Here is a 22,554-nt window from a genome sequence, read left to right as displayed (position 1 = left end):
CACTGAAACAACGGTCGGCAGCATCCAAGCGGCTTCATCTTTTTCGGGTTAATAAAGGCAGGCGTGAGCCTGCTTTTTTTTAGATGGTTGATTTGCCGGGCAGATGTGGTAATGGACCACAGAACGTTGACGACATGAAAATATGGTGAGCGCGTAAAAAAGCCGCATTTACGACAGACGCCGTCAAAAGATCACAGCAGAAAATATGAAGGCCTTATTAGCACTTGAAGACGGACGCACCTTCCCCTGCCGGTCTTTCACCGGACCGGGCGAAGCCAGTGGGGAGGTGGTGTTCAATACCAGCATGACCGGCTACCAGGAGGTGCTCACCGACCCGTCCTACAGCGGCCAGATGGTCACCATGACCTATCCGCTGGTCGGGAACTACGGAGTTAATCCCGAGGATGTGGAGTCCGCACGCATTCAGGTGGCCGCTTTTCTGGTCAAGGAGTATCAGCCCTTTCCCAGCAATTTCCGGTCGACGCAATCGCTGGCCGATTATCTGAAGGGCCAGGGGGTCTTGGGCGTTGAAGGCCTGGATACCCGCGCACTGACCCGCCACATCCGCAACGGCGGGGCCATGCGCGCCATTATCTCCACTACGGATCTGGATGCAGAGTCCTTAATCAGACGGGCCAATGCGATTCCCAGCATGGAAGGCCTGGACCTGGCCAGGGATGTGACCACGGAAACCGCCTACCGGTGGCAGGACGGCCGGCCTGAATTCCTGGCGGCCGGCGAAATCCTGGATGCCGGCATCTGGCGGCAACGGGAGACTCGGCCGTCGGTGGTGGCCATCGATTTCGGTCTCAAATACAACATTGCCCGCTGCCTGGAAAAGGCGGGCTTCGAAGTGGTGGTGGTTCCGGCTGCGACCGAGGCCGGTACGATCATGGCCATGGCACCGGACGGCCTTTTCCTTTCAAACGGTCCCGGAGACCCGGAACCGGTGGCGTACGGGATCGAAACCACCCGTGAGCTTTTGGGCCGATTGCCCATTTTCGGCATCTGTCTGGGCAACCAGATTCTGGGACTGGCCCTGGGCGGGCGGACCTACAAATTGAAATTCGGTCACCGGGGGGCCAACCAGCCGGTCAAAAACCTGGCCACGGGAAAAGTGGAAATCACCTCCCAGAATCACGGTTTTGCGGTGGACATGAAGAGCCTGTCCAGCGATGACGTCGAGGTGACCCACATCAACCTGAACGACAACACCGTTGAAGGCATCCGGCATCGGCGGCTGCCCGCGTTTGCCGTCCAGTATCATCCGGAGGCGTCGCCGGGGCCGCACGATGCGGCCTATTTGTTCGACCAGTTCAGAGCCATGATGAAAACGAACTGACCATGCCCAAACGCACGGACATCCACAAAATTCTGATCATCGGCGCCGGCCCGATCATTATCGGGCAGGCGTGCGAATTCGACTATTCCGGCACCCAGGCATGCAAGGCGCTGAAAGAGGAAGGCTACGAGGTGGTGCTGGTGAACTCCAATCCGGCCACCATCATGACCGACCCGGAGACGGCCGACCGCACCTACATCGAGCCGGTCACGCCCGAAGCCGTGGCCAAGATCATCGAAAAAGAGCGCCCCGATGCCCTGCTGCCGACCCTCGGCGGGCAGACCGGCCTGAACACCGCCGTGGAAGTGGCCAAGATGGGGGTGTTGGAGCAGTTCGGCGTGGAACTGATCGGCGCCTGTCTGGACGCCATCGAAAAAGCCGAGTCCAGGGACCGCTTCCGGGAGGCCATGAACCGCATCGGCCTGCGCATTCCCAACAGCGGCATCGCCACCACCATGGAACAGGCCCGTGAAATCGCCGACACCATCGGTTTTCCGCTGATCGTTCGCCCCAGTTATACCCTGGGCGGCACCGGCGGCGGGGTAGCCTACAATCCCGAGGATCTCGAGAATATCGCCAAGGCCGGCCTGGACGCCAGTCTGACCAGCCAGGTGATGCTGGAAGAGTCGGTCCTGGGCTGGAAAGAGTACGAACTGGAGGTGATGCGCGACCATGCCGACAACGTGGTCATTATCTGTTCCATCGAGAACCTGGACCCCATGGGCGTGCACACCGGCGATTCCATCACCGTGGCCCCGGCCCAGACCCTCACGGACAGAGAATACCAGGTCATGCGCGACGCATCGCTTGCCATCATGCGCGAAATTGGTGTGGATACCGGCGGTTCCAACGTGCAGTTCGCCATCAATCCGGTAAACGGCGACATGATCGTGGTGGAAATGAACCCCCGGGTGTCGCGCAGCAGCGCCCTGGCCTCCAAAGCCACGGGCTTCCCCATTGCCAAGATTGCCGCCAAACTGGCCGTGGGCTACACCCTGGACGAAATCGCCAACGACATCACCGGCGAAACTCTGGCCTCCTTCGAGCCCACCCTGGACTACTGTGTGGTCAAGATTCCCCGCTGGACCTTCGAAAAATTTCCCGAAACCGAGGACCTGTTGACCACCTCCATGAAGTCGGTGGGGGAAACCATGGCCATCGGCCGCACTTTCAAAGAAGCCTTCCAGAAAGGCCTGCGCTCTTTGGAGATCGGCCGCTTCGGTTTCGGGGCCGACGGCAAGGACCGCCTCGAGGCCGACGGCGCACCGCCCACCATGGAAGAGATCGAACAGAAGCTGGCCATCCCCAACTCCCAGCGGATCTTCTACCTGCGCCATGCCTTCCAGGCCGGGATGTCCATCGATGACATTTATAGGATCACGGCTATCGATCCCTGGTTTCTTTTCCAACTGGAGCAGATTTATCGGTTGGAGCTGGAGTTGACGCAGGCAGGGGAAGCCACCGCGCGGTGTGACGGGGGGACGGAGTCTGCCGCCGTTGCCCTCGACGGCGACCTTTTTAAGCGGGCCAAGGAATTCGGCTTCTCCGACGTCCAGATCGCCCATTTGACCGGCAGCACGGAAAAGGCGGTGGAGCGGACGCGCAAGGCCATGGGGCTGCGGCCGGTGTACAAACTGGTGGACACCTGTGCCGCCGAGTTCCGGGCTGCCACGCCCTACTACTACTCCACTTACGAAACCGAGTGCGAGGCCCGGGTGTCGGACCGCAAGAAGGTGATGATTTTAGGCGGCGGCCCCAACCGCATCGGCCAGGGCATCGAATTCGACTACTGCTGTGTGCACGCCTCCTTTGCCTTAAGAGAAGAGGGCGTGGAGAGCATCATGGTCAACAGCAACCCCGAGACGGTCAGCACCGACTACGATACGTCGGACAAACTCTACTTCGAGCCGTTGACCCGTGAGGACGTGCTGCACATTGTCGAAAAGGAGAAGCCCGACGGGGTCATCGTGCAGTTCGGCGGTCAGACCCCGCTGAACCTTTCCACCCCGCTGCAGCAGGAAGGGGTTCCCATTATGGGCACCCAGCCGGAAAGCATCGACCGGGCCGAGGACCGGGAGCTGTTCCAGGCCATGCTGAAAAAGCTCGGGCTCAAACAGCCGGCCAACGGCACGGCCCTTTCCATTAAAGAAGCCCTTGCCATCGCCGATGACATCGGCTATCCGGTGATCGTACGCCCCTCTTTCGTACTGGGCGGCCGGGCCATGAAGATCGTCTACGATCCACGGGACATGGAAAATTTCACCCGGCTGGCGATCCTGGCCTCTCCGGGACATCCGGTTCTCATCGACAAATTCCTGGAAGCCGCCGTGGAGGTGGACGTGGATGCCATCTGCGACGGTGCGACCACGATTATCGGCGGCATCATGGAGCACATCGAGGCGGCCGGCGTTCACAGCGGGGACTCGGCTTGCGTGCTGCCGCCCTACAGCATCGACAAGGAAATGATCGAACAGATCAAGGCGGCCACCAAGGCCATGGCGGCTGAACTGAACGTCGTGGGCTTGATGAACGTGCAATACGCCATCAAGGCCGGCGAGCTTTACGTGATCGAGGTCAACCCCCGGGCATCTCGGACGATTCCTTTTGTGAGCAAGGCCACCGGCGTGCCCCTGGCCAAACTGGCCACCAAGATCATGCTGGGCAAAACCCTGGCCGAGCTGGGACTTACTGCCGAAGTCGTGCCCACCCATCTTTCGGTGAAAGAGGCCGTACTGCCTTTCGACCGCTTCCCCGACGTGGATACCCTGCTGGGACCGGAAATGAAATCCACCGGCGAGGTCATGGGCATCGGCACCGATTTCGGGCTGGCCTACGCCAAGGCCCAGCTGGGGGCCGGCCAGAAGCTGCCCCTTTCCGGAGCGGTTTTTATCAGTGTGGGCGATGAGGACAAAGCCGCCATTCTGCCCGTGGCCCGGCAATTCGCCGATATGGGGTTCTCGCTTCTGGCTACCGACGGCACCTGGTCCCGACTGGATGCCAACGGCATACCGGCCCAGCGGATTAACAAGGTCTCCCAGGGCCGACCCCATGCAGCCGACGCCATCAAGAACGGCCGCATCCAGTTGATCGTCAACACCGGCACCGGCCAGGCGCCGCGCCGGGACGGCTATACTATCCGGCGGGCGGCGCTTAAATTCAAGGTTCCCTATGCCACGACAACCGCCGGGGCCCTGGCGGTCTGCCGGGCGGTGGCTGCTTTGAGGGAACAACCCTTTGTCGTGAAACCCATTCAGGATTACCACGGATAGCGGGCCGCGCCGGATCGGACCCACAACCTCCAGCCTTGAAGAGCAATGACCATGAACCCATCGCCGACCATCGACCGGAACGATTTTAACGAAGACAAACCCCGTGAGGCCTGCGGCCTGTTCGGTACTTCCGGCCATCCGGATGCTGCCAAAATGTGCTATTTCGGGCTGTACGCCCTCCAGCACCGGGGGCAGGAGAGTGCCGGCATCGCTGTGGTCGATGACGGTCTCATGGACGAGTACAAGGGCATGGGACTAGTGCCGGATGTTTTCGATATGGACATCCTGGATCGCCTGAACGGTTCCGCCGCTGTCGGCCACGTACGTTATTCCACCACGGGCAGCTCGGTGGTGGCCAATGCCCAGCCCCTAGTGGTGCGCCATCGCAACCGGGCCTATGCCGTGGCCCACAACGGCAACCTGGTCAATGCCCACTTCATCAAAGCGGAACTCGAGGATTCCGGATCGATTTTCCAGACCACTATGGACAGCGAGGTGTTTCTGCACCTGTTCGTCCGCAATCTTCATCTGGGGTTCGAGGAATCCCTGAAAGCGTCGGTGGCCCGCATCAAAGGGGCCTTTTCCATGATCTTGCTGACCAGCCGCGGGGAAATGATCGGCATCAAAGACCCCAACGGCTTCCGCCCTCTTTGCCTGGGCAAGCTCAACGGCGCCTACATCCTGGCGTCGGAAACCTGCGCCCTGGACCTGGTGCAGGCCGAGTTTGTGCGGGAACTGGACCCGGGAGAGATTGTCATCATCAGCAAGGACGGCGTTAAAAGCATTCACACCAATACGCCCCGGAAGCGCTCCTTCTGCATTTTCGAGTTTATCTATTTTGCCCGGCCGGACTCCACCTTTTTCGGCCACAACGTCTACCTGACCCGCAAGGCCCACGGCCGGCAGCTGGCTAAAGAATCGCCGGTGGACGCCGACCTGGTCATGCCTTTTCCCGACTCGGGTGTGTATGCCGGCCTGGGCTATTCGGAAGCGTCGGGCATTCCCTTCGAAACGGGCATGATCCGCAACCACTATGTGGGCCGCACCTTCATTCAGCCCACCCAGAGCATGCGGGACTTCGGCGTACGCGTTAAACTCAACCCCATCAAGGAGCTTCTCAAGGGCAAGGACATCATCATTATCGAAGATTCCATCATTCGCGGCACCACCGCCAAGACCCGGGTCAAGGCCCTGCGGGAGCTGGGGGTCAAACGGGTCCATCTGCGGGTCAGCGGGCCGGCCCACCGGTTTCCCTGCCATTACGGCATCGATTTTTCCACCAAGGGGGAGTTGATTGCCGCCAAAATGAACGTGGACGATCTCGGCAAGCATCTGGGCCTGGACTCTTTGCGCTACCTGAGCCTCGAAGGGCTGCTCACCTCCACGGGAATCGACAACCCCGCCGACCATTTCTGCAAGGCCTGCTTCGACGGATGCTACCCGGTCCAGTTCGACGAAAACCTGTCCAAGCACTGCATGGAGACCCGATCATTGAAATAGGCTCGTCGAAATAGACTTGCCTTTCCGGGTCCGGCAAACTAAAATACTTGTGATCGGTGGTATCTGGCAATCACCATTGCTATGGGGGAGTTATGATCGAGTCCAAGTACCTGAAGGAAAACATCGAGAACATCCAGCGGCTCATGTCCATTTCCGCCCTAAGGCACTTCGAAACCCGCAATCTGGGAAAGCTGCTGCGCCTCAGCAAAATCCGCCAGTACGAAGATGGTGAGATCATTATCCAGGAAGGGGATATGGATCCCTGGCTCTATTTTCTCCTGTCCGGAAAAATCCGCGTCACAAAAGAGGGCGAGGAGATCGGAACCATCAATAAAAAGGGCGAGATTTTCGGTGAAATGCGCATCATCGACGATCAGTCCCGCAGCGCAACCGTTCTGGCCGCAGGCAAAACCATCTGCCTGGCCGTGGACACTTCGGCCGGCAATCGACTCTCCACCTCCGACCAGAAAGATGAACGGCTGGACTTTCTGCTGCTGCTGTACCGCATCTTTGCCGAATACATCACCTACCGCCTGCGCCTGACCAACGAAGAGTTGATCCGGTCCAAAAAAGAAGTGCGACGCTTAGGCGGCACCCCCAGTCCGGATACGGAACCGGATGACGACATCGACCTGGATCAACTGATGAAACCGGTCTGATGCGCAAAACCGTTGCTTTCAGCCGCCGTTCGGCCAATGTTTTTTTTCATATCCTTACCCGCTGCAACCTGCACTGCCGCCACTGCTACATCAACCCGGAGCAGCACGGCAGCCGCACGCTGGACATCGACACCATCGAAAAATGGCTGGCACTATTTGCCGAACGGCACGAGCAGGCCAATGTCATCTTTCTGGGCGGTGAACCGACGATGCACCCCGAGCTTGCCAGGGCCGTTCGAAGCGCCCGTTCACTCGCCTACGGATCGGTGACCATCGACACCAACGGATATCTTTTCCACGATATTCTGGATCGGGTAACCCCGCAGGAGGTGGATTTTTTCAGTTTCAGTCTGGATGGCCCCGACCCCTCGGTCAACGATCCTTTGCGCGGACCGGGAAGCTTCGACGCGTGCACACGAGGCATCGCAGCCGCCAAAGCCCGCGGGTTTGCCGTCAGCCTGATCTATACGGTCAGCCAGGCCAATATCGACCACCTGTCCGCCATGCCCCCCTTGCTGGAGTCGCTGGGGATCGACCGTTTTTTTATCCAGGTGATCGGCGTTCGGGGACAGTGGACCGAAGACTCCCGTCAGCGGGAAACGCTGGCGCAGGTGGACCGGGACACCTGGCTGGAGGTGATTCCAAAGGTGGCCGAGGAAAGCGCCCGGCGGGGGATGATCGCCACCTTCCCCAAGGTCTTCCTCGACCCCGGTGAGCCCTTCGAATGCGCCGGGCTGGTGGCGGACAACTACTTCATCTTTCCCAACGGCCGGGTCTATCGCTGCCCCTTGTGCGAAGATTACCCCCTGCACGGCCTGGAGATCCGGGACAACCGTCTGGTGGACGCCCCCAGGATCAACGAGACGGATCTGTTCCCGTTGACGATTCCCGAAGGATGCGTCATGAACCGCATCATCCAGCCCCGCAACCTGCCGCCGGCCCTTGGCGGCGAACTGACCTATAAGATTGCCTGCTGTATGCTCAAGGAAGAGATTTCTCCGTAGCGATAGTGTTAAGATAATGCTTTTGAGCTGTGTTATCGGTCGTCGCGGTATTGATTATACAGCTTCCTACCTCTGGCCTTGTCAAAAACATTATCTTAAACACTATCGTCAGATTCAGACCACCACCCGAATGAAAGACTCTTCCATCTGTTTCCGTAACGTTTTGATTTGCTCCAGCGCGGACACCAGGTGGCGCTTTTCCCCCGGTCGGTTGTCCAACAGGCGGGTTTGCGCCGGGCAGATGTACCAGGTGCAGACAAAAGGCCGCTGGAGGCGATCCAGCCGGCAGCCGGCGGGGCCGGCATAGCGGCAGTGGTCGCCCTGCCGACTCACAAGCTGCCGTTCGGGGACCGAAATGCCGGCCAGGTGGAAAAAGAGAAGATCCCTGAAGTCGGCCCAGACCCAGGCCCGCCGGCAGCAGATGTCCGTGCAATCAGGGCATGTCCGACGGCACAAGTCTTCCATGAGGGGAAAGAGAGATTCCAGCAGGCGCCGGGTTTGCCGGGCCTGTCTGCGGCAGTGGGTTAAGGCCGGCCCGTGGTTGCCGATAGTTTTTGCCAAGCAGGCGTTGGCTTCCTGCCACCGGCCAATGTTGCTCGAGGGAACGAAAGATCCGTTGTCAAACATGGGAGTTCAGATCCTGATGAATGGTTTGGCGATCTCTACCTGAGAGAATGGCATTCTGAAAATTTCCTGGCATGTGTTTCGATGCGTTCTTGAGTTTTTCCAATTTGATGCGATTATCTATCATACGTCTGGCGCACGTCTGGCACAGAATATTGGGCATTTGATTGAAATTACAAATAAAATGAATTTGACAAGTGCCTCGGACTGTGTGTTAATTAAATCTATATCCATATCTTCTTGTTCGATAGTAAAAAACTTTCCAGGACTACCGCTCGGCATTACCAGATCGCGCAAGTGGCATTATCAACTTTCCGTGTCTAAGGCGTCATCAGGCTGAGTGTCATTGCTGTCCCCTCAAGCGTTGGCAGTGTGCCCTCGGCCGTCTATCGGCATTTTATTCGATATGTAGTCCAAACCTGCCTGGAAGCGTTTCTCCAAGGTTGGCCACGTGGACCTTGATAACCCGACAAAAATTGATTGATGGGGGCACCATGAAACGGTACGTGATTGCAGCCATCTTTATCGGTATCGGCATCATTATCGCCTTTCCGCTGTTCAGCATGACCTATTACACCATGGTTAGAACATCGACCCCGGATTTTTGTGCTACCTGCCATGAAATCAAACCCGCGGTGGTGGCCTGGCGATCATCTACGCATGTGAATAACCCACAAGGCTTCGTGGCCGACTGCATGGACTGCCACCTGCCGGCTCCTCACAAGACCTTCGATTTTTTCTTTGCCAAAACATTACACGGCGCCAAAGATGTGATCAAGCACTTCACCATCGACGAATACGACCGCCAAAAAAATCGTGAAGCGGCATACGCCTCCTTCGACAACGCCCAGTGCCAGAAATGCCATCGCAACCTGCTGGCCATGCCCGATAAACGCGGCGCCATGCTTGCCCACAAAACCGTTCTTTACCCTCGTCCGGGCTATGAGAAAAAATGTGTGGATTGCCACTATGACCTGGTCCACAACGATCAGGTGACCGTCATGTACAAACAGTACCGGGAGGTGCCGTATCGGGCCAAAGGACTGAGAAAAATTTAAGGAACCCCTTTGCATAGATATCTGCATGATTTCTTACCGAAAGGAGAGATACCATGAGGCAACGAAAGCTGTCTGTTCTGTTGGGCGCCGTGATTGCCGTGCTGATGCTGTTCGGCATTCAATGGACCGTTTGGGCGCAGCCGAATTATGCCAAGGTCAAGGAATTTAGAATTGAGCGCAGCATGCCGCCCGAGGCTATGGCCTGCATCGAGTGCCACAAGCAGAACAACCCCGGCCTGTTCGGCGACTGGGCGAACAGTCGTCACGCCAATGCCAACATTACCTGCCTGGACTGCCACCTGGCCCAGCCGGGGGATCAGGATGTCGCCAAAGATCACGAAAAGTACTATGCCCGCAGTGATCTTCCCTATGGTGAGCAAAAGTACAAGGTGCCCATCGCCACCGTTGTGACACCCAAGGACTGCTCCCGCTGCCATCCGGATGAGGTAATCCAGTACAGCAAAAGCAAGCATGCCAACACCATCGAGATCATGTGGAAGCTGGACCCCTGGCTGAACAAGGGCATGAACTCGGACAACGAACGCAAAACCGGATGCTACCACTGCCATGGGACGGTGCTGGCCATCGATGACAAGGGCAAACTTGATCCCACCACTTGGCCCAACGTGGGCGTAGGGCGGCTGAACATGGACGGCAGCAAGGGATCGTGCACCTCCTGCCACAGCCGACACCGCTTTGCGGTTTCCGAGGCCCGGCGGCCCGAGGCCTGCGATTCGTGCCACCTGGGGCCGGACCATCCCCAGATCGAGATTTACGAGGAGTCCAAGCACGGCACCATCTACAATGCCTTCGGCGACGAGTTCAATTTCAAGGCTGCGGCCGGCACCTGGACGCCGGGAACCGACTACCGGGCACCCACCTGCGCCGCGTGTCACATGAGCGGCAGCGGCAAGGTCATGGGCACCCACGACGTCACCGAGCGTATCTCCTGGGAGACCCAGGCTCCGCTTACGGTGCGTCCCGCTGACTTCAAACCCTTTCCTGCGGGCAACGACTGGCAGGTGGAACGGGAGAAGATGAAAAATGTCTGCCGCGCCTGTCACGGCGACTCATGGATCGACGACTTCTACCAGGGTTTTGACAAGGCCGTGGAGGAGTATAACGAAGTGTACTTCAAGCCGGCCAAGGCCATGCTGGACAATCTGTACGGCAAAAACCTGCTGGACAATACCAAATTTTTTGACGAGCACCTGGAACTGCAGTTCTACGAGCTGTGGCACCATGAGGGCCGGCGGGCGCGCATGGGTGTTATGATGATGGCTCCGGACTATGCCTGGTGGCACGGATTTTACGAATGCAAGGCCCGCTTCAACGAATTCATGGAAGAGGCCGATCATCTGATCGCCACCGACAAGAAAGCTTATGTCTATCCGAAGTATCCCAATGCAACCGGAGACACGACCCGACCGCCGAAGATTTTCGGCAATAAATAGATGAATAAATAATACTTTTAAAAGCATTTTTGATTTTCATGCAAAATTCAGCTAGTAAATTTGTCGGCCTCCATTGCCGATCCGCAGTGGAGGCCGGCATGCATACTTATCTCGAATTATATTCCCGTCACCTTTCCCCCGTTTATCTCGCATTCAGGCGATCTCCTTTCTGACGGTATGTGTGAAATACTCCTGGTGCATTCCCGATTCGGCATAAGGTTTGCTGCGTTCTTTGCTTTTCATGCTTGTTTTTGCTTGGCTGAACGAGGATAGGGATTATGTTACGATAACTGGACCATGGTGGCATTTTCACTGAAGAGAAAAAGGAGGCATATTATGACCAATCAGAATCAAACGCCAAGAGGAAAGGCTTTTAATCTCGAATGCTATGTAGATTATGCTGACGGATCTGTCGTGAGCAAAACGTTGATGAAGAAGGAAATCGGCAACATCACGCTGTTTGCCTTCGACCGGGGACAGGGGCTCAGCGAACACACCGCTCCTTTCGACGCCGTGGTCCATATCCTGGACGGAAAAGCGGAGATTACGATTGGCGGCCAACCCCAAATCGTAAATGCCGGTGAAATGCTGATCATGCCGGCCAATATCGCCCATGCGCTGCATGCCACGGAACGGTTTAAAATGCTGCTGGTTATGATCCGGGGCGAGTAATCGATGACCTTGCCTTCGGCCGTCAATAGGGCGAACACGATTCTTTACGTCAGGCGCTGGAAGGAATCCGTGGCCTTTTATCGTGATCATCTCGGGTTTGAGGTTGCTTTTCGAAACGATTGGTTCGTTGAGTTTCGTCTGACCCCAACCGCATATTTAAGCGTCGCGGACCAATCCCGAACAACGATGGCGAGCGGGAATGGAAAAGGCGTCACCTTGTCGTTTCGGATCGACGATCTGCAAGCCGCCCATCGCGCCTTTCTCGAAGACGGATTGGTACCGACGGCGATCCGTGCTCAAGTGATGGGAGCCGATGTGTTTTACCTGTCTGATCCGGAGGGCAACCGCATCGAATTCTGGAGCCCCGGTTAATATACAAGATCATTTTTTAGCGCGCATGCCAACTGGCCGCTGCAGGGTTTCATAGCCAGCAACGGAAAAGCCAAGGAGGTTCGTGATGAACAGAAAACCCCTAAATAAAAAAGCCAGACCTCGAAATTCCCATTCCTCCATTACCGTCTCCGACAAAGTAGTCTGCGAAGATGAGGCCTGTATCGGAAAAGTCGCAGGCCCGCAAACCAAACAGGCGCAGTTGACGGAACCGCAAGCGGACAAGAGAAGAAAACGCCAGGTCACAACGATTTCGGTGGGGGGCAAAAAGGCCTGCACCGACGATGCGTGCATTGGGAAAAAATAAGGTCGCCTCATCGGTTGGACGGTTATGATGCCCCGCAGCGAAATCTGTATGTGGTCGCCAGGGGGAACTAAACGTTAGATTCAACTGTAAAAAGGCGCCATTTGTCGGGAATGCCTTTCAGTATATATTTTCCACGGTTATGAAAGGAAAGGCCCGATCCTGCCACCAGATCCTTAACGGTGCTGGAAACAAGAATTTCACTTGGGTTTGCTTCATGCATCACCCGGGAACCGATATGCACGGCAATACCACCGACTTTGCCACCAATCATTTCACATTCACCCGTGTGCAGCCCGGCTCGCATTTGAATACCTGAACCCGAAACGACATCCCGAATCGCACGCGCGCAGTGGATGGCACGTGCAGGTCCGTCAAAAGTGGCGAAAAAACCATCACCCGCTGTGTCGATTTCATTGCCTCGAAAGCGATCCAATTCCCTGCGAACAATGGTTTGATGGTGTTCAAGAATATCCCGCCACTGACGATCTCCGATTTCTGCTGCTAAACGGGTCGAATTCACAATGTCTGTGAAAAGAACAGTAGCCAAAATTCTTTCCGTCTCGGCAGGCTGCCATTTTCCGGTTAGAAAATTCGCAATTTCATCGATGATCCGATCAGAATTTTCTCCGACCATCGGGAGATGATCGATCCCTGACAGTTCGAGATACCTGGCATTCGGGATTCGTTCGGCAAGCAAACGCCCGCCTTTGCTACTGACGGTCACATCGTTTTTTCGATGGATGACCAAAGTCGGGACATTCACCGACTGCAAGATATCGGTGATATCAATCTGACTGTTCATGCGCATCAGTGCCTTGACGGCACCCGGGCTGCCACCGAGCTTTTCGAATTTGCCCCACCATTGTTTGAACGCTAAATCGTCTTTCATCGTTGGGGCGAACATCGGCAGACTTTCACCGCTCCCCCATCCGTTGTCGATATAATCGAAAAGTCCCTTGAGCGCTTCTTCCGTTGGGAACCAGGAGGTGAACTGGGCGAATGCTCCATAGAGAATCAATGCCTGTGTTCGGTCAGGGTGGTGGGCAGCGAACAGGGTTGCCAATGAGCCGCCTTCAGATATGCCAAATAAAGATGCTTTCTCAATCCCCTGAGCATCCATCACTGTGCGGACGTCGTCCATGCGTTCATCCATGCCTGGAAGCTTCCCATTCCGATCCGAAAGCCCGGTTCCCTGCTTGTCGAACATGAGAACCCGAAAAAAGCTTCCCAACCGTCGCAGCCAACGTGCAAGGTTCGGCTCATCCCAATAGTTGTCGATATGGGAGATAAACCCTGGAACAAAAACGAGATCGATATTGCTCCCGCCAAACACTTGGTAGGCAATGCTGATATCATCTTTTCTCGCGTATCTCGTTACAATTGATTCCATTTGGGATCAGCCGGTAAGAGTAAAAATGCCATGCCGAAGCAGATGCAAGGACCGGGAATTCGGTAACGCTAGATTGATACCGGTTTGATGTTCTGATTAAACCGAAAACGGTTGTAAGGATCGTACTTGCCCTTTATGCTCGCCAAACGGTCGTAGTTGGGACCATGGCTGGTTTGCCAGCGAACGTCATTTCCATTATCGAATCCCGGAAAATTGAGGTACATGCCACCGTTGGAAAACGGTCGCACGGTATCCCAGAATTGCCGAATCCAGGCAATGTTGCGTTCGGATTCATCGGGATCGGTCCAGCCGCCATCGATGCTGAGCATGAACTCCGCCTGACGGTTGCTGAATGCGGTTGCCTCGCTGCTGGTTCGACTGATCGCACCACCCAGGTGGCGGAGGATGACCAGAATGGCTGGATTGGGACGCGTTGCGGCACCCGCCACGATGGTTTCGTTGGCTTTGCCGCTGATGGTGTCCATAAAAAGAGATTTCCAGTAGTAGAGTCCTCCGTCGGGAAAGAATGCGTCAAAGGCACGCTGCGCTTCGAGATAAGGGACACGCCCGCTCAAATCCAGAAGGGCGCCGTCGAGCTCTCTCAGTGGTCGGAAAATTTCTTCACCGGTATCGGGCGATCCTGCATACATGCCGTCAAAAAGGCAAACCGGCTTGCCGTGAAGCGCTTCCGGGAGATCCGGGTCCTCGGGGATCTGCCATATGGCAAAAGCCGTCGTCGCTTCGTCGGGGGCCGAACGCGTGAACTTCAGCCATGCTGAAAAGACATATTCTGCCGCCTCGATGGGGTAAAAGGTGTTCAATGTCATCACTTCCGGTCCGACGGGATGAAGACGATATTCAAACTCCGTTACCACGCCAAAGTTACCGCCACCGCCACGGATTGCCCAGAAAAGGTCGGCATTCTCGTTTTCGTTCGCCGTAATTGTCAGACCATCGGAGGTAACCATGTCAACCGAAAGAAGATTGTCGCAACTCAGACCATGTTTGCGCCGCAGATACCCCACGCCTCCACCAAGAGTCAGGCCGGCGATGCCGGTTTCCGACACCTCGCCACCGGGAGTTGCCAAACCGTAGGGCTGAGTGGCCTGATCCACATCCGCCCAACGGGCACCGGCACCGACTCGTACCGATCGGCTTTCCGGATCGACCGTCACATCGCGCATGGGTGACATGTCGATAACCATTCCGTTGTCGCATACTGCATAGCCGGCCACATTGTGACCGCCGCCTCTCACGGCAACAGGCAGATCGTTTTCTTCGGCAAACTTCACGGCTCGCACCACATCCAGTGTGTCCGAGCATTGGGCGATGAGCGCCGGTCGTCTGTCGATCATGTGGTTCCATACCCTGCGGGCTTGCTCGTAGAGTGAATCGGAAGGACCGATCACCGCACCTTTGAAGGTTTCTCTAAATTTTATTAACCGATCGTTATCTATTTTAATTGAATCCATGATGGTTTCCTTGATTACAGGGTGGGAAATGTCAGACCAAAACGCTCGCAAAGTACTGGCACGCTGTCGAAATTCATGTCGAGAGCGTATTTGGCATTTGTCAGTTTAAAACGCCCCATGTCGCCCCAGGAGGCCGCCACCTCACGAAAATAATTTTCGAAACCGGCGGGTGAAATGATTTCGATGATTTCACAGGGCGTCTCTCCGGCATTCCAGAAGGTATGCCATTGATTCCTGGGTTTGATCACCCATGCTCCGGTTTCGGCGATGACAACCTCTTCTCCCAGCAAAGCACCGAGCCTGCCTTCAATAACGTAGGAGTATTCGTCTTCGTTATGATGCCGGTGCAGCGGCGCTGCCAGCGCGTGAGGCGCCATGGGATGATGTACAACGGAAAACCGGCTATCTGTAATGTGGCCGCTGATTTTCCAGTTAACGCCCAAGCCCCCGAAATCGAAACGTTCTTGCGAGACGCCGGAAGATGCAGGAATTGCGGACTTTGCTTGCATGATCTCTCCTTATGATAAAACTGAACGGCCATCATTTATGGACAACATACCCTTATGCGGCGAGTGTTGCTTTCACCTGATGGCCAAACTGTAATGCTATCCATATCCAATATGGGTGGTCGCCGCCAATCGGCAATACTCAATCGGGCTTGGTAAGCAAGGAGGAATCCCTTGAACCATTCATCGAGGAAAGTCGCTGAATTCGAAATAGATGGCTGTAAAAGCGGGCCATATTATTCCTTCTCCGACAGCAAATGGTCGCGCTGTCCGTGATCGGGTTGAGCGATTTCAATGGACACCTTCTGCCATGCATGCTTTGGCCCTGGCACCGCTATTTTTGGACTCCCTCCGATAACAGCTATGCCGCTCACCGGCAGTATTGGATACGATTTCACAGGAGCCGAGTTTGTGGACCAATTGTTCATGCTCCCGGGCACAACATCGTTTTGCCTTTGTTTTTGATGCTTTCAACATGGCCTGCCTCCTTTTATAGGATCAACTCGTAAAGATTAACTGTCAAACAGTCAAAGCGATGTCCATTTTCTAACAACAGCAGCAGAACGTTTCGCAACACGATTCATCGCTGCATTCGTTTGTGTCATCTATCTCGGAACACTGATCTTCCTCTTCCCGTTGAGATGGGGAAATATGGCTTTGACCATAGGTGCCGAAGTCTTGTTCGGTTCGGTTGTTTTCCATGAAAAATGTTTCCTTTCTGACCTAACGTGGTTCTCACGATGGAGTAATGCCCGCGGGTTGGTCATACTGTGATACTTGCTGCATTTGGGTTTCGAACATATCTTTCAGATTGGAGAATTTTCATCCTTTTTAGGGTCGATGGGCTTAGCGAAATTGCCCGAATTCGATTCCTAATCCAATGCATTGATCTTCGAGGACACAGGCAGCCGCATCCTTGTTGTCAAGATAGTGGCGAATCTGGTTGCCCGCATACTCAAAATCGACCGCCCAGGCTTCATTGCTCTCATCCCAGTTTATGTCTAAGTTATCTCCGCAAGTTCCAAAATCCGGATAAAGTGAGGAGAGTTGGTTGCATACCTCTTTGTCAGTCAACATAAGATTCCCTCCTTGATTTGAATCAACGCCTTATGTCGTATGTGCGATGCAATCCATATTCCATTTGACTTTGAAGGAATACCAATTCAGCGGAAATATACATGACGCCGCAACAAAACCGCTTCCGAACAAAAAAATGCCATCAAGAAGAATCAAATTTTTGATTTATAAACTCAAAATATTGGTAAAATCAAATTGTTGATTTCTTGTTCGAATTATTGCTGATCAAAAAACTAAAACACTCAAAGGTTTAATGCTGGCCGTTCAAAACGGCATGGCAATTGCGTTTCCTCTAATCAGTAATCCAATAAGATGCCTTCGGTTCAGATCAGAAGACATCGACATTATATAAATTTCAGGAGGTTCGAAATGAGCGAAGAAAATACAAACAAAGGTACTCAAAAGGATGAAACCACACAATCGGATGACAAACGTGTCGGACGTTCCTGTTGTTACGTCATCGACCCTTGTGGGTGTTACGTCGATCCTTGCTGTTGTAGCTGTGGTCCCGTTTGTTGTTGATAGCCTGTCAACGGCGTTGACGTCATCCCGGCTGCAACCGATAAACGCTGATCAGCGATCTACGTTATTTCAGTTAAGGTAAGATCCTGTGGCAGCATTAAGGCATTGTAAGCATGGTGGATTCGATGGGTGACAGGCGAAGTAAACAGCGTTGTGTTAAAGACGTAGGTATGGGCTGCGCATTGCTGAACGGTAATGTGGAGCGGCCTGTAACTATCCGCAACTTTAGCGAGAGCGGACTGTTCTTTGAGACAGCTGTGAAAATTATGCCGGGAACTTACATTGTGCTTAGAAGTATTGGTACGAACGACTCTATGGAATCTGCCATGGGGACAGCAGGTCCGCAGTACACACTGGACGTTGACGACCCCGACGTTTGTTCTCTGTTTCGGTCGCATACAGTGGCTAAGGTTCAGCGCTGTGAGCGTTTCAGCGAACATTGCGATTCACCGCGTTACGGCGTTGCTGCCGAGATCCTGAGGTGGACTTACTAACGGCCTAACAGGCCTTACGGGTGGAAGCAGGGTCAAGAATTCACCCGTACCAGTGGTAATGGTTCCCTCTTCTGGAGAGCCGGTTGAAATGAGAATGGTATCGTGAATAAAAAAACTCATTGGGCAAGCCGCGAGTTTGCTCAACAAATAAACGGAGGAAATATCATGGAAACAATGCCCTCAAGAGATATATCTGGAAATTGCATAGGTGAGTGCCGCGACCGTGTTTTGGAAGGAGAAGCGGAGCGCCAGGAGGCGATCAACCAATCCAGTAAAAGTTATGATGAACCGGCCGAGCAGTCACCGGGATGGACGTCTCAACGAGACGACCCACCAGGCAGTATGGGCGGGCGTGTTTAGGCATCACTCAGAAATGCCGGCGAAGACATCAACGTTGGCTTTTCAGTTGTCCCCTAAGGATGGCGGCGGCCGGCCTGTGCCTTCATGATGATTTGTGTTTCCGGTGAAACGAGATCAATTCCAGCATCTTGAGATTGCAAAGGATATTGCCGCCGCCTTCAAATAATCATAACGTTTTCTTTCGCGGTTTGCGAATGTGCATCCGTTTCATACGCTCGATCAGGGTCGTGGGCTTGATGCCCAGCAGGTCGGCGGCACCGTCATCGCCATATATCTTCCAGTTGCACTGTTTCATTGCGTTTATTGTATTATTGCGTTCAAATTGCTTCATCTCCTCTGCCGACAGGATGGTCGGGTCAGCGGCCACACCGGAATCGACCGATATCGAAGCTGCCGTTCGGGTTCTCTCTATGCTCGGGAGGGAAGAAAAGTTCAGTTTTTCCGTCCGTGAAAGGATGATTTCACGCTCGATGGCGTTTTCCAGCTCGCGAACATTGCCAGGCCAATCATAGGATTGCAAGTCAAAGATATTGGCCTGGGTTAACTGCGGCGAAGAGACATTGAGCTTTTTCGACAACTTGTCAATAAAGTGAGCGGCGAGCATTTGGATATCATCTTTGCGCTCTCTTAGCGGAGCAATTTGAACCGGAAAAACGTTGAGTCGGTAAAACAGGTCATCGCGAAACCGATTGGCCTTGACTTCGTTGAGCAATTGCTTGTTGGTTGCGGCTATGATGCGCACATTCACCTTTCTGGTTTTTTCTTCGCCCAATCGTTCATATTCACCCTCCTGGAGAATTCTCAACAGCTTGCTTTGTAAATCGAGAGGAATTTCTCCGACCTCGTCCAGGAAAATGGTGCCGCCGTCGGCTGCCTCGAATCGACCGATACGGTCTTTTACCGCACCGGTGAAAGCTCCTTTGACATGGCCGAAAAATTCGCTTTCGTATAGATCTTTGGGGATCGTGGCGCAGTTCACCTTGATCATTGGCTTGGCTTTGCGTTGACTGCGGCGATGGATTTCACGAGCTACCAGCTCCTTTCCGGTGCCTGACTCCCCATGAATCAGGACATTGGCATCGGTAGGAGCGACGAGTTCGATCTGGGAAATTACGGTTTTTATCGGATGGCTTCTGCCGATGATCGTGCCATAGGACTGCGATTCGGCGAGTTCCTGTTTTAAAATTAGGTTTTCCGCCTGCAGTCGGTCTTTCAGAGATAGGATCTCCCGGGTACGTTCGGCAACAATATCCTCCAAATCATCCCTCGATTGGATAATCTTCTGTTCAATACGCTTACGGTCGGAAATATCCTCAACCATACCGAGGATGGATCGCTCCTCGGGCCTTTTTCCCGGTATAAGTGTAACCGCCAGACTACCCCAGATAACCTCGCCTGATTGGGTACGATATCGCTTCTCCAGATTATAGTGATCGATTTCACCGGAGGTCAGTTGACGAAATCGTTCCACGTCGGTATCGAGGTCTTCCTTGAGGGTGCAGTCGGAAAAATGCATGCTTTCAAGTTCCTGCTGCGTGTATCCCAGCATCATGCATAGGGCGCGATTCGCCAGAACGATGTTTCCGCTGTGGTCGGTGATAGCCGCACCGAATGGTGCATGTTCAAAAATTTTACGGAACCGCAGCTCGCTGATCGTCAACCTGGCTTCAATCTGTTTCTGTTTTAGAATCTCTTTTTCCAGACGCTGATTCGTCTGTTTAAGAGCATTGACATATTCCAGACATTGGTTTTCAAGCAGTTCACATTTTTCTTCGAGCACTTTTAATTCTTTTTTGGTAGAGCGTGCCGGCATGTTCACCTCTTCATGGCCATAGTCTCAATTCATTGAGATATGATAGTCATTTTTCTGTAAAACTCAACATATTGAGCTGTGAATGTTGCATCGAAGCATGGTCTCACTGACACATGGCTCCTTTGCCATCATAAAAATGCTGGCATGCTAAATGTAGTTCTGACTTCATTGCAAATTTCGATGGATTGAAAACGGTAAAAATGGGTCCAATACCAAGAGGTGGCATACCAATGAAAAGATCCGAGAACCGTAACGAAATTGGGATCAAAACACTGATTCGAAAAGGAAGAAAACAGTTTAGGGTCAATGAAAATTTACGATATTATGAGACCGACTCTTTAAGGGCCGCCGAAAAAAAAACTGAGCGGCGATGCCATGAATGTTGAGGTTCTACTCAATATCAAAAAAAAGAGCGCCGAGTTGAAACAAGCCATATTTAAAAAATATGCTTTCTTTTGGATAAAAAGATAGTCTATAATATTAAAGGATTATTCATTTGCTTGACCGATGATTTGTTGCTTTTGTGGAAATGTGTGCATTTCTTCAGATACCAATGATACAGATATTCTTTTGGGCAACATGAAGACAAATATGACAGCCGAACGAAACCTGAAGAGGCCAAAAAGAAAGCCGGCGCAGGGACGGAAGGCCGTCACAGACGATTTATGCCAACCGTTATCCATATCCTCAGCGCCCAACGCCCTTGCCGAACGCATCAAGGAATTGAACTGCCTGTATGGCATCTCCAACCTTTTTGAGAACCAGGATGTGTCGCTGCCGTGGATTATGCAGCGTGCCGTTGAACTCATACCGGCGGCTTGGCAATTTCCTGAAAACGCCTGCGCACGCATCCGATTGGACGGTCAGGAGTACACCACCCGGAATTTCAAGACCACCCAATGGCACCAGAATACAAAAATCATCCTGAACGGCCAACATGTCGGTGATATAGACGTCTATTATTACAAAATGCCTCCGCGGTGCGACGCCAATCCGTTTTTAGAAGAGGAAGAACACCTTTTGAGAGCAATCGGAGAACGGCTGAGCAAGGTGTTGTGGCTGAAACGCTCGGAGGAGGCGCTAAGAGAAAGTGAAGAACGCTATCGCGTGCTTACCGAACAGGTGGACGAAGGGGTTGCCCTGGTCCAGGATAATCGCTTTTGTTATGTGAATCCGGCTTTCTGCAAACTGTTTCACGTATCGATGGCCGAAGACATCCTGGATAGACGGGTAACGAATTTACGCGCCGGAAATACCGTGGAAATCGTAAAAAGCTATCGTTCAGTTGACGAAGATAAGAGTGGGGCCAGAGTTGAGGAGGTTATTCAATTTTCCCGATCTCAGCGTGTCGCGTGGATACAGGTTTGCCACAGTCCCATTGCCTTCAAGGGGCGACCCGCATTGCTGTCGACCTTCAAGGATATCACCGAAATCAAAGAGCAGCAGATGGCCGCTCAACGAATGGCGGACCTGTTGGACAGCGAAAATCGCGTTCTGCGGTCGTCACTCAAAGAGAGGTATCGGCTGGGTGACATCCTTGGTCGGTCAGCGGCCATGCAAGGTGTTTATGAACTGATTCTGAAGGCAGCCGCAACGGATGCGAGTGTCGCCATATTCGGTGAATCCGGATCGGGAAAAGAACTGGTGGCTCATGCTGTTCACAATCACGGTGCGAGAAAAAACCATAGATTCGTTGCCGTGAACTGTGGTGCCGTCCAGGAATCCCTGTTCGAACGAGAATTTTTCGGACACCGCAAGGGCGCTTTTTCCGGTGCGCACGCAGACGCTCCGGGATATCTGGATATGGCCGATGGCGGAACATTGTTTCTGGATGAAGTTGGCGACCTGACCGTTGGCATGCAGGCCAAGCTGCTGCGAGCGATCGAAGGCGGTGGCTATCGGGCGTTGGGCAGCACAGAAACGAAGTCAGCCGATTTGCGCATCATATCGGCCTCCAATACGCCATTGGAAGATCGGGTCAACAGCGGCCATATGCGCAGCGATTTTTTTTATCGGGTTCAGGTGATCCAGATTCAATTGCCGCCCTTGCGCCAACGCAAACAGGATATCCCTTTGCTGGTGGAGCACTTTCTTCGGCGGATCAAAATGCCTGCCGGCATGGACAGGGTTCCGGGACCGATCATGGATACGCTCATGGAATACGACTGGCCTGGCAACGTGCGTGAACTGCGCAATGTTCTGCAGCGGTTTGTAACTCTTGGTCACCTGGAATTCCTTTCCCCCAAAAAGCCCTATAATTCCTTGCCGCTGCCGGTTGAAATGGATCTTCGGTCAGCCACGCAACAACTGGAACGCAGCCTTATTTCAAAGGCGTTGCACCGGACCGGCGGCAACCGCACAAAAGCAGCAAAACTGCTGGGCATATCGCGAAGAGCACTGTTTCGAAAACTCCCTCCTTCATAAGTGTCAAAAACGCCCGCCCGGGCATTATCGCCCGCAATAATTTCTTGCAGTTAATTCGAATAGTAAACCGCCTTAATGATGGTTCGCCGGGCGATAATGTCCCACCGCCTGATGCCTTCGATATTTCATCTAAATTTAATTCTTTTTTATATCAAGTAGTTATGCGCTTTTGTCAAATTGGCACTCTCGTTGCTCAGAAGCAAGCGAAGGTAAATTT

At 53.8% G+C, this 22,554-nt stretch carries 18 protein-coding genes; 12 read left to right on the top strand and 6 right to left on the bottom strand.

Annotation, left to right across the window (positions count from 1 at the left end):
• The first annotated feature begins 205 nt into the window (after positions 1-205).
• The 5 genes from carA (at position 206) to GN111_RS16925 (ending at position 7,774) form a co-directional block, all read left to right on the top strand.
• The gene (gene carA, locus GN111_RS16945; protein ID WP_155304879.1) at positions 206-1,342 is read left to right on the top strand and encodes a glutamine-hydrolyzing carbamoyl-phosphate synthase small subunit; all 1,137 of its coding nucleotides are present in this window, start codon (positions 206-208) and stop codon (positions 1,340-1,342) included.
• 2 nt (positions 1,343-1,344) lie between these two features.
• Positions 1,345-4,611 carry a carbamoyl-phosphate synthase large subunit gene (gene carB, locus GN111_RS16940; protein ID WP_155304878.1) on the top strand — a complete coding sequence of 1,089 codons (3,267 nt, stop codon included), beginning with the start codon at positions 1,345-1,347 and terminating at the stop codon, positions 4,609-4,611.
• A gap of 51 nt (positions 4,612-4,662) precedes the next feature.
• A complete protein-coding gene (gene purF, locus GN111_RS16935; RefSeq protein WP_155304877.1) occupies positions 4,663-6,111 on the top strand; it encodes an amidophosphoribosyltransferase in 1,449 nt (482 codons plus the stop codon).
• A gap of 92 nt (positions 6,112-6,203) precedes the next feature.
• Positions 6,204-6,770, top strand: coding sequence for a cyclic nucleotide-binding domain-containing protein (locus tag GN111_RS16930; RefSeq protein WP_155304876.1), 567 nt, complete (start codon positions 6,204-6,206; stop codon positions 6,768-6,770).
• On the top strand, positions 6,770-7,774 hold the full coding sequence (locus GN111_RS16925) for a radical SAM protein (RefSeq protein ID WP_155304875.1): 1,005 nt from the start codon (positions 6,770-6,772) through the stop codon (positions 7,772-7,774). The genes GN111_RS16930 and GN111_RS16925 overlap by 1 nt, the downstream gene beginning before the upstream one ends.
• 114 nt (positions 7,775-7,888) lie before the next feature.
• Here GN111_RS16925 and GN111_RS16920 read toward each other — a convergent pair whose 3' ends face one another.
• Positions 7,889-8,401 carry a hypothetical protein gene (locus GN111_RS16920; RefSeq protein WP_155304874.1) on the bottom strand — a complete coding sequence of 171 codons (513 nt, stop codon included), beginning with the start codon at positions 8,399-8,401 and terminating at the stop codon, positions 7,889-7,891.
• Between the two features lie 491 nt (positions 8,402-8,892).
• Between GN111_RS16920 and GN111_RS16915 the strand changes: the two genes are divergently transcribed.
• From GN111_RS16915 to GN111_RS16895, 5 genes are all read left to right on the top strand, one after another.
• On the top strand, positions 8,893-9,456 hold the full coding sequence (locus tag GN111_RS16915; protein ID WP_155304873.1) for a NapC/NirT family cytochrome c: 564 nt from the start codon (positions 8,893-8,895) through the stop codon (positions 9,454-9,456).
• Between the two features lie 53 nt (positions 9,457-9,509).
• Entirely contained in the window at positions 9,510-10,910 is a 1,401-nt protein-coding gene (locus GN111_RS16910) for a multiheme c-type cytochrome (RefSeq protein ID WP_155304872.1), read from the top strand.
• A 336-nt stretch (positions 10,911-11,246) separates the two neighbouring features.
• Positions 11,247-11,582, top strand: coding sequence for a cupin domain-containing protein (locus GN111_RS16905; RefSeq protein WP_155304871.1), 336 nt, complete (start codon positions 11,247-11,249; stop codon positions 11,580-11,582).
• 3 nt (positions 11,583-11,585) lie between these two features.
• On the top strand, positions 11,586-11,954 hold the full coding sequence (locus GN111_RS16900) for a VOC family protein (protein WP_155304870.1): 369 nt from the start codon (positions 11,586-11,588) through the stop codon (positions 11,952-11,954).
• Positions 11,955-12,039: 85 nt separating this feature from the next.
• On the top strand, positions 12,040-12,279 hold the full coding sequence (locus GN111_RS16895; RefSeq protein ID WP_155304869.1) for a hypothetical protein: 240 nt from the start codon (positions 12,040-12,042) through the stop codon (positions 12,277-12,279).
• 67 nt (positions 12,280-12,346) lie between these two features.
• On the opposite strand, the gene GN111_RS16890 is transcribed toward GN111_RS16895, so the two are convergent.
• The 4 genes from GN111_RS16890 to GN111_RS16875 form a co-directional block, all read right to left on the bottom strand.
• Positions 12,347-13,669 (bottom strand): adenylate/guanylate cyclase domain-containing protein, encoded by a 1,323-nt coding sequence (locus tag GN111_RS16890; RefSeq protein ID WP_155304868.1) that lies wholly within the window; start codon positions 13,667-13,669, stop codon positions 12,347-12,349.
• A 68-nt stretch (positions 13,670-13,737) separates the two neighbouring features.
• Complete coding sequence (locus GN111_RS16885; RefSeq protein ID WP_155304867.1) at positions 13,738-15,141, bottom strand: FAD-binding oxidoreductase; 1,404 nt, start codon at positions 15,139-15,141, stop codon at positions 13,738-13,740.
• Between the two features lie 14 nt (positions 15,142-15,155).
• Positions 15,156-15,650 carry a cupin domain-containing protein gene (locus tag GN111_RS16880; RefSeq protein WP_155304866.1) on the bottom strand — a complete coding sequence of 165 codons (495 nt, stop codon included), beginning with the start codon at positions 15,648-15,650 and terminating at the stop codon, positions 15,156-15,158.
• Between the two features lie 843 nt (positions 15,651-16,493).
• Positions 16,494-16,724 carry a hypothetical protein gene (locus GN111_RS16875; RefSeq protein WP_155304865.1) on the bottom strand — a complete coding sequence of 77 codons (231 nt, stop codon included), beginning with the start codon at positions 16,722-16,724 and terminating at the stop codon, positions 16,494-16,496.
• Between the two features lie 1,118 nt (positions 16,725-17,842).
• Between GN111_RS16875 and GN111_RS16870 the strand changes: the two genes are divergently transcribed.
• Entirely contained in the window at positions 17,843-18,100 is a 258-nt protein-coding gene (locus tag GN111_RS16870) for a hypothetical protein (RefSeq protein ID WP_155304864.1), read from the top strand.
• A gap of 166 nt (positions 18,101-18,266) precedes the next feature.
• Here GN111_RS16870 and GN111_RS16865 read toward each other — a convergent pair whose 3' ends face one another.
• Positions 18,267-19,913 (bottom strand): sigma-54 interaction domain-containing protein, encoded by a 1,647-nt coding sequence (locus GN111_RS16865; RefSeq protein WP_155304863.1) that lies wholly within the window; start codon positions 19,911-19,913, stop codon positions 18,267-18,269.
• 591 nt (positions 19,914-20,504) lie between these two features.
• On the opposite strand from GN111_RS16865, the gene GN111_RS16860 reads away from it, so the two are divergent.
• The gene (locus tag GN111_RS16860; RefSeq protein WP_170302343.1) at positions 20,505-22,337 is read left to right on the top strand and encodes a sigma-54 interaction domain-containing protein; all 1,833 of its coding nucleotides are present in this window, start codon (positions 20,505-20,507) and stop codon (positions 22,335-22,337) included.
• Positions 22,338-22,554 lie beyond the last annotated feature (217 nt).

Origin of the sequence: Desulfosarcina widdelii (assembly GCF_009688965.1) — a bacterium.
Classification (GTDB): Bacteria; Desulfobacterota; Desulfobacteria; order Desulfobacterales; family Desulfosarcinaceae; genus Desulfosarcina; species Desulfosarcina widdelii.
The sequence above is the reverse complement of the archived record's forward strand: the minus strand, read 5'-3'. Positions and strand labels throughout refer to the sequence as shown.

What these genes read in the sequence shown, in the direction of transcription:
- GN111_RS16900 (WP_155304870.1), top strand. Translation starts at nt 11,586, where the DNA reads ATGACCTTGCCTTCGGCCGTCAATAGGGCGAACACGATTCTTTACGTC.
- GN111_RS16875 (WP_155304865.1), bottom strand. Translation starts at nt 16,724, where the DNA reads ATGTTGACTGACAAAGAGGTATGCAACCAACTCTCCTCACTTTATCCG.
- GN111_RS16920 (WP_155304874.1), bottom strand. Translation starts at nt 8,401, where the DNA reads ATGTTTGACAACGGATCTTTCGTTCCCTCGAGCAACATTGGCCGGTGG.
- GN111_RS16930 (WP_155304876.1), top strand. Translation starts at nt 6,204, where the DNA reads ATGATCGAGTCCAAGTACCTGAAGGAAAACATCGAGAACATCCAGCGG.
- GN111_RS16860 (WP_170302343.1), top strand. Translation starts at nt 20,505, where the DNA reads ATGACAGCCGAACGAAACCTGAAGAGGCCAAAAAGAAAGCCGGCGCAG.
- GN111_RS16890 (WP_155304868.1), bottom strand. Translation starts at nt 13,669, where the DNA reads ATGGAATCAATTGTAACGAGATACGCGAGAAAAGATGATATCAGCATT.
- GN111_RS16915 (WP_155304873.1), top strand. Translation starts at nt 8,893, where the DNA reads ATGAAACGGTACGTGATTGCAGCCATCTTTATCGGTATCGGCATCATT.
- carB (WP_155304878.1), top strand. Translation starts at nt 1,345, where the DNA reads ATGCCCAAACGCACGGACATCCACAAAATTCTGATCATCGGCGCCGGC.
- GN111_RS16880 (WP_155304866.1), bottom strand. Translation starts at nt 15,650, where the DNA reads ATGCAAGCAAAGTCCGCAATTCCTGCATCTTCCGGCGTCTCGCAAGAA.
- GN111_RS16895 (WP_155304869.1), top strand. Translation starts at nt 12,040, where the DNA reads ATGAACAGAAAACCCCTAAATAAAAAAGCCAGACCTCGAAATTCCCAT.
- GN111_RS16925 (WP_155304875.1), top strand. Translation starts at nt 6,770, where the DNA reads ATGCGCAAAACCGTTGCTTTCAGCCGCCGTTCGGCCAATGTTTTTTTT.
- purF (WP_155304877.1), top strand. Translation starts at nt 4,663, where the DNA reads ATGAACCCATCGCCGACCATCGACCGGAACGATTTTAACGAAGACAAA.
- GN111_RS16905 (WP_155304871.1), top strand. Translation starts at nt 11,247, where the DNA reads ATGACCAATCAGAATCAAACGCCAAGAGGAAAGGCTTTTAATCTCGAA.
- carA (WP_155304879.1), top strand. Translation starts at nt 206, where the DNA reads ATGAAGGCCTTATTAGCACTTGAAGACGGACGCACCTTCCCCTGCCGG.
- GN111_RS16910 (WP_155304872.1), top strand. Translation starts at nt 9,510, where the DNA reads ATGAGGCAACGAAAGCTGTCTGTTCTGTTGGGCGCCGTGATTGCCGTG.
- GN111_RS16885 (WP_155304867.1), bottom strand. Translation starts at nt 15,141, where the DNA reads ATGGATTCAATTAAAATAGATAACGATCGGTTAATAAAATTTAGAGAA.
- GN111_RS16865 (WP_155304863.1), bottom strand. Translation starts at nt 19,913, where the DNA reads ATGCCGGCACGCTCTACCAAAAAAGAATTAAAAGTGCTCGAAGAAAAA.